General features: G+C 49.0%; 8 protein-coding genes. 5 read left to right on the top strand and 3 right to left on the bottom strand.

All coding sequences use genetic code 11. The features are described from left to right. Positions 1-298 precede the first annotated feature (298 nt). Complete coding sequence (locus Q0P52_RS01750) at positions 299-1,840, top strand: RNA-directed DNA polymerase (protein WP_293759470.1); 1,542 nt, start codon at positions 299-301, stop codon at positions 1,838-1,840. A 412-nt stretch (positions 1,841-2,252) separates the two neighbouring features. Here Q0P52_RS01750 and Q0P52_RS01745 read toward each other — a convergent pair whose 3' ends face one another. Both Q0P52_RS01745 and Q0P52_RS01740 read right to left on the bottom strand, forming a co-directional pair. Continuing rightward, positions 2,253-2,966: a hypothetical protein gene (locus Q0P52_RS01745; protein WP_293759472.1), complete on the bottom strand. Its 714-nt coding sequence runs from the start codon at positions 2,964-2,966 to the stop codon at positions 2,253-2,255. 58 nt (positions 2,967-3,024) lie between these two features. Then, complete coding sequence (locus Q0P52_RS01740) at positions 3,025-3,531, bottom strand: hypothetical protein (protein WP_293759474.1); 507 nt, start codon at positions 3,529-3,531, stop codon at positions 3,025-3,027. Between the two features lie 183 nt (positions 3,532-3,714). Between Q0P52_RS01740 and Q0P52_RS01735 the strand changes: the two genes are divergently transcribed. The 4 genes from Q0P52_RS01735 (at position 3,715) to Q0P52_RS01720 (ending at position 10,249) form a co-directional block, all read left to right on the top strand. Beyond that, complete coding sequence (locus Q0P52_RS01735) at positions 3,715-4,119, top strand: very short patch repair endonuclease (protein WP_293759476.1); 405 nt, start codon at positions 3,715-3,717, stop codon at positions 4,117-4,119. Positions 4,120-4,243: 124 nt separating this feature from the next. Then, on the top strand, positions 4,244-5,443 hold the full coding sequence (locus Q0P52_RS01730; RefSeq protein ID WP_293759478.1) for a sigma-70 family RNA polymerase sigma factor: 1,200 nt from the start codon (positions 4,244-4,246) through the stop codon (positions 5,441-5,443). Then, entirely contained in the window at positions 5,436-8,513 is a 3,078-nt protein-coding gene (locus Q0P52_RS01725) for a helicase-related protein (RefSeq protein ID WP_293759480.1), read from the top strand. The genes Q0P52_RS01730 and Q0P52_RS01725 overlap by 8 nt, the downstream gene beginning before the upstream one ends. Beyond that, positions 8,513-10,249 (top strand): hypothetical protein, encoded by a 1,737-nt coding sequence (locus Q0P52_RS01720; protein ID WP_293759482.1) that lies wholly within the window; start codon positions 8,513-8,515, stop codon positions 10,247-10,249. Before Q0P52_RS01725 ends, Q0P52_RS01720 begins: the two co-directional genes overlap by 1 nt. Here Q0P52_RS01720 and Q0P52_RS01715 read toward each other — a convergent pair. After that, the gene (locus Q0P52_RS01715; RefSeq protein WP_293759484.1) at positions 10,189-11,820 is read right to left on the bottom strand and encodes an NERD domain-containing protein; all 1,632 of its coding nucleotides are present in this window, start codon (positions 11,818-11,820) and stop codon (positions 10,189-10,191) included. The genes Q0P52_RS01720 and Q0P52_RS01715 overlap by 61 nt on opposite strands. Between the last annotated feature and the right edge of the window lie 12 nt (positions 11,821-11,832).

Below are 11,832 nucleotides of genomic sequence, written 5' to 3'. Positions count from 1 at the left end.
ACGCATTCCACAGGCGTAACCCAAACCCCGTTTACACAAAAATTCGGACAGGCCCATGGATGAAATTGCAACACAGACCGATGATTGGTCAATCGTGGTAGTGCTGTTCCGATGACAGCCGTACTCGTATCAGGCGGGAACATGACATAGCCAGAAGATGAATTAATGACATGGTGGTATGATTGTCGTCCGTTAGAGCTAACTCGTGAAAAGTACCTGTAACTCGATCAGTCTCTCCTAATACTGGGTGTTTTGCGGATTTTCTTGCGACAGGTTTTTTCACCAAAAAATTTCTATAATGAAAAGCCCAATTGAGAAGCACCGTGACGCCACTTACACACTGGCACGATCGCTGAAGAAAGCTGAGATCCACCACTGGTTATTAGACCATGGTTACTTCCCTGAAAAATATGTCCTTCCTCCCTGTTTTTCTGTTTCCTCTCGCAGTAAAAAGCCAAAGCTCTACTTTAAGGTAAAAAGTAAGGGTAAGAAATTCGCTGTTGATCGCACGGAGTGTGTACACGTTCATTTTCCAAAAACTGAATTTACAGATAGAACATTTGGTATTATTCACCCTCACGTTCATAACGATATCTCTTACCATTTGACTAGAAATTGGCTGCGTATCGTTGATGCAATGATGCCAGCTGATAGTCAGGTTGTTTCATATAGTTTTCCAATCCCTATTGATTCAAAAAATCCTGGCAGGCTTGGCTATCTGCGTAGCGGCCGTATGATTTATGAGTTTATTGCTATGACAGATGCGGATATTGCATCTGTTGCATACAAATATTCACATATGGTTAAGGCGGATATAAAGAATTTCTACCCATCAATTTATGCGCATAGCATAGCCTGGGCGCTGCATGGCAAATCGAGTATTCGGAAACCATCAAATCTTCATAACTATAATCATCTAGGGAATAGGCTGGATCGTCTTTTTCAGAATGCAAGTGATGGATGCACAAATGGTATTCCTATAGGCCCAGTTGTATCAGATATTATTGCCGAAATTATTGCTTCTGCGGTTGACCTCCTTCTCACAAAGAGTCTTAAGATAGCTTCAATTGATTTCGAGGCTGTTAGATTTAAAGATGATTATCGTATTTTGGTAAAGTCAGAGGCGGATGCGAAAACTGTTATCAAGTCATTACAGGCTGCTTTGAAAGAGTATAACCTTGAACTTAGTGATGAGAAGACTAAGATCACTACACTTCCTGATGGTCTATTCCGTCAGTGGGTATCTAAATATCATGCGGTATTTATAAAATGCCAAGATTTTTCTTGGAAGCAGTTTAGAGAGCTTTATCTTGCCGTAATTGATATAGATCGAAATTATCCAGGGACAGGGGTTATAGACCGATTTTTGGCTGACATCACCGATAAAAAGGGGCGGTTAAAGGTATCTGTTGGCGACTATAATCTAGAGAAGGTTGTAAGTATGCTTCTTATGCTTGCAACGCTTAGGGTAAAAGCGTTCCCAAAAATTTTGGCTATTCTCGAAATTTTACTCAAAACGTCTTTTGGGATATCTCATAAAGAGCAGATTGTTAGTTACCTGGAAACTTATTTGCTTCGATTGGCGAAAGAGGAGGATCGTAATAAATATCTTATTTCTTGGATAAGCTACTTCCTTGTGAGTAACAATCTTGAAAAATCACTATCTGCCAAACCAAAATTCAAAGATGTTATAACTCGTTCCATATTCAATAATCGTGGGGCAATATTTAAAGACGCCACAGAATTTAAACTATTCACTGGATGTAAAACAATAGCAAAGAAAATATCGATGTTTGAGCATCTAGATATTTTTGACCCACCTGAAGCTTCTTCGTTATAGATTGCGCCAATTATTTCAAATCAAATGAAAAGCCCCACCAATGTACCCATTGGTGGGGCTTTTCATTATCCGTGTCAGCATTTTTTCACTAACCTGACACAACAACGCTTTGAGTGTCACCCTACATGTGGGTTCGCACAGTTAGTGCAAAAACTGCCCATTGAATTTAAAGGCTTTTTTCATGTATGTGCATAGGAAATTTTGGAGCTTTCAGCAAAGTTAGTGAAAAAAACGCACTTGTTCACACAGAAAGTGCAAAAAAGTTTTTTGCCCACAAAAACGGCGGGACCCGACCATCACGAACCCCACCCGCGGCTTCCGATGCGCAAGCTTCAAGCAACAGGCTTGAACATCTACTTGCATAAGCTCACCCCTATGGATTTGTCCATGCCTGCCTCTGTAAGGAACAAGGCTAGTCGGTCCAACACACTTCCGCTGCAAGATACTCTTGGATTACTAGACGGACCAACATGGTACCTTCCTGCATTACCGCGTAGCGGTAAACACCGGCTTGCACGATAACCCAACCCTCGTCGAGGTCTTGGCCCGTTATAACTCGAGTCATCATCCTACTACCGACTTCGGGCCAGCGATTATTCTGTGCGATGTTTTCAAAATCAGCACGTTGCGTTGCATCTAGAGTCTCCAGTGGTGCAACCCAAATCTGATCTGGGGGTGCCAACATGGGCTCTCCATATTCAAAGAAGGCGTGACCTCGCGCGTTCTTCTGGATGATCCGGTTGATCCGGTGCTGTTCTGGCGTCCAGAGAAGTCGCTTGTCCCCGTCTGGGGTTGTGCACTCTGTCTTTGACCGTTCGATGCGCTCCCGGAGTTTTGGATTTCGCTGAAAGATTGCAGCACTTCGCGGAATTGACTGCTCATCGGGGTCAGTGCTTCCACAAAGTACCGCGCCAAGAAATGCAACCAGATACTCTTCGTCGTGGGAAAACCCGTTGTTACAATCTTGGCAAACTTCGATGACCGGAAGCTCAGTCGGATAAGGTTTGCTCAAAAGGCACTTTGAGGGAACGTGATCTCGATTTGTCTTCAGCCTGGCGATCCAATTTCCACAATGAATGCACCACGATTTGTGACGCTCGTCGACAAACTCTTCGATATGTTTCACCGGTGTCAAAACCTTCGGGGCGAAAGAGTCGGTTGTTGATATGTCGGCGCAAGGGACGTCATGGCGCAGCCGCTCTTGTGCGACGGTCAATTTCCCCAAGCTGCAAAGCCCACCAAGCGATCGCTTCGTCCAGAAGCGTTCGACCATCCTCGCCTGCAAAGGCCCCCGACTCCATTGGACGGTATAGGTTCTCTTCTATGAGAAAGTGCCTGATGACGTCGAAACCGTCATGCCGTTGCAGGTGGGCCATGATCGGCACCGGGCCTTCGGTGATTTCGGAGGAGTATTCCTTGAGGATGCTGTTTCTCTCCCGCTCGATAAAGTCCCGAAAGATCGCATTCTCTTCCCCGGTGCGCCAAGACTTGTGAAGCTCGCCCGCCACTCGCTTGACTACTGGATCGTTGTGGCCGTCAACCTTGTCCAGCACGTGTCCCACCGCACGCAGCAGGACAACAGCTAGCACCCAGTAAAGTCGCCATTCGATGTGGCCAATTTCATTTTCCAACTTGTCGCGGACGAACATAGCGTCCTGAAGCACTAAACGCGCCTTCGGTACTTTCGTCATAGATACCATCCCATCTGGTAGCAGGCCGGAGTGTGAAGGCCTAACCGAGCTCTTACACCTTGCATCCTAACAAGGGCCGTCCGCTACCACATCAGCTAAGGTTAATTCATCACAAACAAGATTTACCCATCTTGAGCATTTGACGGAAATTATTTGTGCCTAAGCCACTAGAGGATTCTGACGATGGATAGAGTCTCCGCTTCGAAAAGAAGCGAGATCATGCGTAAAGTCCGCCAGAAGGACACCTCCGCTGAGTTGGCGGTACGAAAACTGCTTTTTGCGCTTGGCTATCGATACAGGCTACATGACCGTAGGTTGCCAGGTACTCCGGACGTCGTCTTCCCTGGTAGAAAAAAGATCATATTCGTACATGGCTGCTTCTGGCACGGACACGAAAACTGTCCTAAGGCACGGCTTCCCAAGAGCAATATCGAATATTGGTCGACAAAGGTCGCCAACAATATTCTTCGAGATACCCAGGTACAGGAAGAGCTTCGCCAACAAGGGTGGGGCGTATTGATCGTCTGGCAATGCCAGATCAAGGCCCAAGAGGAACTTCAAGGAAGGTTAATCGCATTCCTGAGCTAACTTCGGCAGCACAACGGCCACCAGCTGTTCTACAGACTGCGCGCAACCCCATACCTTAGAGTACAAAACCAACGACAATGTGTTAGATTTATGCCATTCGGGCCAACCATCGACCGCAATGTGAATGTCAAACTCACGAACAGGGACCTCGGCTGAAGACCACAATGTGCTCTTGGCCGATGATCGAAGCCCAGAACAAGATCCCGACGTCCAGCGAGCACGCGAATGGCTGCAAGCCGATGCTGATCGGGCTCAACGGGCATTGAAACGCGTTGAGATTGAAAGGGTTGCCCACTCACTCAAACTGAACGCTCAAAAAGCTGCCGCCTTATTCGACCTACTAGAATTCGATGGCATTGTCGAAACAGAGGAAGACCCGGGCGAACTCGAGGACGATGCCCACGAGGAAGGCAACCATTTCTCGTTGGCCGATGCAGAGGCCGCATTGGCTCGCGGCTCGTTGAGTTCGGCATTCCACTTACCCCTTCTCACAGCCCAAGAAGAACGCGAACTTGGCCGCAAGATTGCTCTCGGCCGCGAAGCAAGCTCATCCAAGAACCAGGCCTCATTACAACGCATTGTTAAAGAGGCAGAGCAAGCGCATTCTCGGCTCGCTATCTCCAACCTTCGCCTTGTAGTGAGCATTGCGCGTGTTTTTGCACTCTACAGCGGGGAACCCCTAGAAGATCTTTTCCAAGATGGCATGATTGGTCTTCTGCGAGCTTGCGACAAATTCGATCCAGAGCTCGGTACAAAATTTTCTACTTATGCAGTCTGGTGGATTCGCCAAGCAATCACTCGTGCAATCGCCGACAAAGGCCGCACCATCCGCCTTCCCTATCACGCTTACTCCGACCTCATCCGCTACATTCGTGCAGTACGCTTACTGCGCCATGAAAATGGCGATATCTCGCCTTCAATTTTTCAAATTGCAGACGAATTGGCATGGGATGTCGTGAAAACTCAGTTCATCGGACAGCTTCTGGTGTTAGAGCCAGTATCTCTTGATCAACCGATGGGTGAGGAGGACGAACGGCTAGGCGATTTGTTGATCGCACCAGACTCACCGGAAAAAGACGCTTGCATCAAAGAACGCCGGGAGATCGTCTTTACCTTATTGGAAAAGCTCGACAATCGAACGGCCTATGTCATTCGAAAGCGGTTCGGGCTGGACGATGGGGGAAGCGGGGTCACATTGGAATCGCTCGGAGCCGAGTTTCACGTCACGCGTGAGCGCATCCGACAGATCGAATCCGATGGGCTCAAACTGTTAGCTAAAAAAGCAAATATTGCAGGATTCAAAAAGGACGAACTGGATGATTGATGAACAAATGAATGCCTTAACTGGTGAGCAAGCACGAATCCAGTTCCGAGACTGGCTGCTTCAGCGCACGGTAGTTGCGGGCCGAGGGGATGAATCTGATGAGTCGAGTGTGGCACCCGCAAATAGGTTTTGGTTAGGACGAATCCAACCAGAGAACGCCATTCTTTCGTCCAACACTGACGAGCGTGGGGAACGCCTAGAACCATGTGCAATCGGGGTCCACTTTCGTACGCCAACCGCTGCCGAATATAGATTCACCGCAGTGGTTTCAATGTGTGTTTGGATCAAGGCCAAAGATGGTATCTGGCATAAACGGCGTCTTCCAAACATATCAGTTCCTGTAGCTATCGATACGAAGAAATCTATCGGCCAATTTGGAAAACAGCTGCTAGCCGATGCGTTATGCAATGAAGCAGATATTGCAAAATTCGGAGCCCGTATCGACGTTGAAGTGATCGAAGTCGAAGAGGAGTCTGAAGTTGTCGAATTACAGGTTTCCTTAGTCAACGATGGCGATCTATCTGACAAAGGAGATGATTTCGATACGAGGCTATACGAGTGTGTTCTCGAGGTTCGAGACATTGAAATCGAGCCGTTTATTCTGGAAAAGCTTCCAGAGGCTTATCGATATGATAGGGGGGTGCCAGCATATGGCATCAACTGTGGTGTCGATCTCGTGGAGAATGCATTACGGACCAATGATATCGTTGTTGTAGACACTTGGCGGCCGAAATTCTGGGGAGCCGAAACGGAACCGCCGAACCTAACGTTTACCTATTTGGCCGATGCCGCAGTCGATGCGGGCTCAGATTTAGTGCGATCTCTTCGCGAATGGGGAGATCAGCATTGGAGCGAAAAGGAATTAAGCAGAAGAGAAAAGACTGAAGAGTGGTCCGATGAGATGCGTCATCAAGCGGATCTTGATGCTCTGAGTTTTTGGCAAGAAGTCGAACGCATTGCCCACGGTGTTGAACTGCTCCATAACGATCCAATCTTGGCAAGATCGTTTGCTTGCATGCACAGAGCGATGGCCTCTGTTGGCAAGTCACGCGGGTATAGCGGCTGGCGACCTTTTCAATTCGGCTTCTTGCTCGCCAACTTGTCATCGGTAGTGGGAGAAGCCGGCGATACCGATATATGCGACGTTGTATGGTTTGCCACCGGTGGGGGTAAGACCGAAACTTACCTTGGCCTGTTGGTTACTGCGGTGTTCTACGACCGATTGACGGGAAAGACATCAGGGATAACAGCCTGGAGTCGATTCCCTTTGCGCATGCTTTCCCTACAGCAAACGCAACGTTTTGCCGATGCTTTGGCCGCAGCCGAACTGATACGACGTGAAGAACAAATTGGCGGCGATCCTATTTCGCTCGGCTTTTTTATCGGGTCTGGGGCTACTCCTAATAAGATCTATTTAGATCCCAAAGATCATCCCAACGCCAACGACGAAACGATGCCAATGAAGTATCGGGTCCTGGATTACTGCCCCTTCTGCGGTAATAGGGATCTAAAAATGGCATTCCATAGAAGTTCATGGACACTCGAGCATCGATGTGGGGCGGAAGGCTGTTCATGGCCCGAACGCGCGTTACCGCTCTACGTGGTCGACGAAGAAATATACCGATTCTTGCCGACGGTGTTGGTCGGAACGCTGGACAAAGCGGCATTGATCGGCATGCAACAAGCAATGAGAGGACTTGTAGGCGCACCTTGGGGGAAATGTTCCCGTCCCGGCCATGGGTTTGTTTATGCACCCCGCACCGGTAGAAAATCTGGATGTTTGCTACCTGACTGTGAAGCGAACGTTGAGCCATTGGGGATGGATCATAAGCGCTTCGCCCCGCGTTTTAGATTGCAAGATGAGCTTCATCTACTTCGCGATAGCTTAGGAGCTGTAGATTCGCATTACGAAAGCCTATACGACGATTTGACAATGACATTGGGTGGCACACGGCCCAAGATCTTAGCTTCGTCGGCGACGCTACGAGGGTACGAAAAACAGATCGACGAACTCTACCGAAGAAAAGCAAGACTTTTCCCGACACCAGGCCCGAAACCGGGTATCGGTTTCTGGTCAGCAAAATCTGTAGAGCCGATGCGTCGTTTTGTCGGTATCGCCCCTAGAGGACTAACCCTCGAATGGGTCAACGACAGCATCGTTCGAGAGTTGCAAACCTGTATTCGCGAACTCATCGAAGACCCACAGACCGTATGCTCCGCCCTCGGTATTGACCCAAATTTTGCCAATCGTTTAATTCTCGACTACGGAACGCAGGTGGTTTATGGCAATTCGCTACGCGATATCGAAGCAGTTTATCGTTCTGGAGAAATGCAACCCCAGATTGCCGACCATCAGGTCAACTGGGAAACCCTGACAGGAAAAACTAATTTCAACGATGTGGCCGAGATTTTGCAAAGGTTGCAGAGCCCAGAAGACGAATTCTATGATCGAATCCACGCCATCACTGCATCGTCCATGATGTCCCATGGGGTCGATGTGGACCGCCTGAATGCCATGATTATGCTTGGCCTTCCCCTCGGTGCAGCAGAATTTATTCAGGCTACCGCCCGTGTGGGGAGACGCTTTCCTGGGCTTGTCTTTGTCGTACATAAGATTGCGCGTGAGCGGGATGCGACGGTCTACCGAATGTTCCGGGAATTCGTAACTCAAGCTGATCGATTCGTTGAGCCGGTCCCCATTACGCGCCGTAGTCGTAGAGTCCTCGATCGCACGATTGCCGGTTTGGCATTAGCACGGATCCTCATGTTGCACGAACCGAATTCTGGAAAGCCGCTGACTACGATTCCTAAGCTACGTGAGTGGGCACTTAATTCGAGCCTAAACTGGGTTGACGAGTGTGAGACTACGATTCGAGCGCTAGGCTTCAATACAGCGCTCGATGAAGGGCTACGTTCGGATCTCCAGGCTTGGTATGAAGAATTCGCGGAACTTCTACATCAACCACCGTCTGGGGCGAAATTTCCTTCTGAAGCGTCCCCAACGGGCGGTCCAATGACATCGCTACGTGACGTCGATACCCAAATTCCGGTTCATGGGAGCAAAATTTGATGAAAGATACCCGCAGCGCATCCCAAATTATTTATGGCTTTTTACCGGAACAGACTATCGACCTCAAAGGGGGTATTTGGAAAGTTCGTGAATGGCGAGCTCCTCGCCGGCTGAGTGAGGTTGATTCAGGAGCGCTCAAATCAGAAATTTTACGTCAGGCTCGAGGGTGGGAGACCGCTCAAACTGACTACTATCGTTTCTTGAACAAACTACGCACGGGTATCGCCGAGGTCGAACCCTACCAGATCGACGAGGCGAACGGCGTTCTGCTAGATGCCTTTCCCAAACAATGGATCTGTAAGGGATGCAATCTGGTTTATTTAACGCCTGATGCCATATGCCCATGCAATTCAAGAACTAAAGGTCAACTGCCATTCGTTGCCTATCACGACTGCGGAGAGATTCGCGAAGTTTCTATCGAACGTTGTCCAACTCATGGCGAGGTCAGATTAGAGTTTGCCAAGTCGGCGTCTATCGCCGATTTACGCTTCAAATGCCCCAAGTGCAATTGGTCCCGACAAGGATTGCCATTCATGAAGTGCTCCTGTGGGGCACCTATGAAGTTCAACGTACATAGGGCGGCTGTCGTATATACTCCCCGTTCAGTCGTCCTGGTAAATCCGCCTCTGTCAGAGGCTCGCCGTCGTTTGGAAAATGCCGGAGGTAGTGCGCGAGCCCTGACATGGTTCTTTGGTGGAATGAAGGAAAAATCTGCACTAGAAACAGCCGAAACGCAAAGTTCGTTAGCTAGCGATCTTTTGACCCGGGGGATGCCACCCGAAGTTGTTGAACGGATAGTGGCTGCATCAGGTTTACCTGTGGGAGAAACGGCAATTCCAGAGCTACCCACCGATTTACGGGCGGAATGCGAATCACAGGCAATGAAGTTAGCCTTAGCAACCTTGGATTCTCGGTTACGAACGGAAGATCTTGCAGCAGCAATCGCGGCAGATCATGAGCTGAGTGTGCAGTATCGAGCCAAATATCCTGAGGCAATGCAAAGTGCAGGATTAGCGAGCATAGAATTGATCGAGCGTTTCCCGATATTTACTGGGCATTACGGGTATACGCGCGGCGACCATGATCCATCCAAGTCCACGCTTCGGCCATTTAGGCATCATGATAGAAGTCGCCGTAACGTTTTTCCGGTATATGGGGACCTTGCGCAGACCGAAGCACTATTGGTCAGATTGAACCCACAACGAGTGGCTGAATGGTTGAGGCTTAAGGGACACGATATCCACGCAGCGACTTCAACCGAGAGTACTTATGCCGCGATTCTTGTTGCTGCAGCCGATGCCGCGTCAGGAGAGTCAGTAAGGTCAGACATATTGCATTTGGTGCATTCCTATTCGCACCGTTTCATTCGTACCGTTGCCATTTACGCCGGTATTGATCGAAATGCCTTGTCAGAACTCGTATTGGATAGCATGTTATCGTTTGTTGTATACGCAGTACCCCGTGGCGATTTCGTGCTGGGTGGCTTACACGCAGTCTTTGAGCGCGAACTAGACACGCTTCTTGCGGAGGTGGTACACGGCGAACATCGCTGTCCTTTGGACCCAGGCTGTTCGAAAGGCAAGTCGGCTTGCATGGCTTGCCTACACCTCGGTGAGCCCTCTTGCAGATTGTTTAACACGCATTTGTCTCGGAAAGCACTGTTCGGTGCAGGCGGCTATTTCTCGCTGCCGCCGAATCCGAGATCTGCACGATCAGCTGCGGGGGCAAATACATAAAGGACGCTTCGAGCACGACTGAGAGCAACATACGCACTCTCGCGTATGTTCTCTCGGACCTTGTCAATTCCAGCCGTCGGATACACCACAAGAATGACCTCGGCTTCGAGCCCTTTAAAGCGCTTGATGGTCTCCACCATAACGCCCTGTTCGCCATGCCGGCAAAATGGAGTCGAGCCCGCAGAAAGCAATCGAAGCTCTGTAGCGGTAGACGGTTTGTCAACTAGTACTGTGATTTCAGAAGGCTCAAAGCCTTCTTTCTCTATTAACTCCTGAGCCCAACGTTGTACTGTACTGAATCGTACAGTACGAAAGTCTGTAGAACTGAATACAGGCTCTGGTCCCGGTGCACCGACGGAGGGCTCGGCTAAGCCAACAACGCTAGCAACCCGTTTCGCAATCGGTAAACTATTTCGACAATTCTTTGTTATTTCGTACTGAGTCCATGAGGAGGGTGGCTCCCAAGGTCTGCGATATAGATCCTGCAACGGATCGGCAAATACATAGCACACACCATGTGTTGGGTCGCGCATGATAGAAAGCAACGATTCGATCCAATCCCATTCGAAATCTTGCGCCTCATCAACCAATACGGCATCCGGCGAAAAATCGCATGCCTTTGCCGCGTCGAGCAATATCAAAGGAGCTTCCTCGCTCCACCAGCGCTCGTCCAACTCTTTCGGAATCGCAATCTTTGCTCTACGCGCCATCTCCATAACTAGAGAGTGAAAGCGTGACACCTTAACTAATCCGCAATCTGAAAATTCGGCCTCTAAGTGCTTACCGAGCAATTCGTTGTAACAGACCAATAGAACTTGAAAACCATTCTCAGCGAGTCGTTTTGCTTTTTCAACGGCTAAAAGAGTCTTTCCTGTTCCAGCACCGCCTAGAATGGCTGCTCGACGATTTCTGGCGAGCCCGTCTAACGTTCCAATTTGTTCATGAGTCAAATGGATTAGCTCGTCCGACACGCGTCTAGCCCAAGTAGACAAAATGGGACGAATTGCTGTAGATGGAGCAAGCTTGGACTTGATTTCGTCGACATCTTTTGGGGTAAGTTTAGAGCTGTTTTTCCAATAAGTTGAGATTATCAGAAGAGAGCGCTCAATATCCCTTATCCCTGCAGCATCGACGACTATGGGGAGAGGACCAGCAGCTTCAAAACGACTATTTACATTGATGTCAGGAAAAACTACGCCGTGACAAATGCGAGCTTTTACAGGAAACCATGGCAGCACCTCTCTGAAATATGCGAGCAACGCATGTTTCGAGTCTGTCGCTTGCTGGAAAGGGTCTTTGATTTTGTGTCGCCCTTCACGGTTGTTCGTATACCAACAACCGTCGGTCAACTCTACGCCACCGCCTTTTGCCTCGAGAACAATCGCACCGTGGGAAGGGTGCAGGATAACGAAATCACTCTCTCCATCACCTTGCCTACCGCCCCGAGGGCTTTGCCATGCAACCGAATGTAATACCATCCATTCGTCACTTAACCTCCCCAGTGCCTCGAGTATGACTTTCTCTGATTTTGGAGTTTTATCGGGATCTCCAAGCGAAAATATGCGAGCCATAAGCTATTCGGA

The sequence above is a fragment of the uncultured Aquitalea sp. genome, assembly GCF_945957525.1.
In the GTDB taxonomy this organism is placed as follows: domain Bacteria; phylum Pseudomonadota; class Gammaproteobacteria; order Burkholderiales; family Chromobacteriaceae; genus Aquitalea.
The sequence above is the reverse complement of the archived record's forward strand: the minus strand, read 5'-3'. Positions and strand labels throughout refer to the sequence as shown.

Bases quoted from the DNA above. Each gene is read 5' to 3' on its own strand.
- Q0P52_RS01715 (WP_293759484.1), bottom strand. From the start codon at position 11,820: ATGGCTCGCATATTTTCGCTTGGAGATCCCGATAAAACTCCAAAATCA.
- Q0P52_RS01735 (WP_293759476.1), top strand. From the start codon at position 3,715: ATGGATAGAGTCTCCGCTTCGAAAAGAAGCGAGATCATGCGTAAAGTC.
- Q0P52_RS01730 (WP_293759478.1), top strand. From the start codon at position 4,244: ATGTCAAACTCACGAACAGGGACCTCGGCTGAAGACCACAATGTGCTC.
- Q0P52_RS01720 (WP_293759482.1), top strand. From the start codon at position 8,513: ATGAAAGATACCCGCAGCGCATCCCAAATTATTTATGGCTTTTTACCG.
- Q0P52_RS01725 (WP_293759480.1), top strand. From the start codon at position 5,436: ATGATTGATGAACAAATGAATGCCTTAACTGGTGAGCAAGCACGAATC.
- Q0P52_RS01740 (WP_293759474.1), bottom strand. From the start codon at position 3,531: ATGACGAAAGTACCGAAGGCGCGTTTAGTGCTTCAGGACGCTATGTTC.
- Q0P52_RS01750 (WP_293759470.1), top strand. From the start codon at position 299: ATGAAAAGCCCAATTGAGAAGCACCGTGACGCCACTTACACACTGGCA.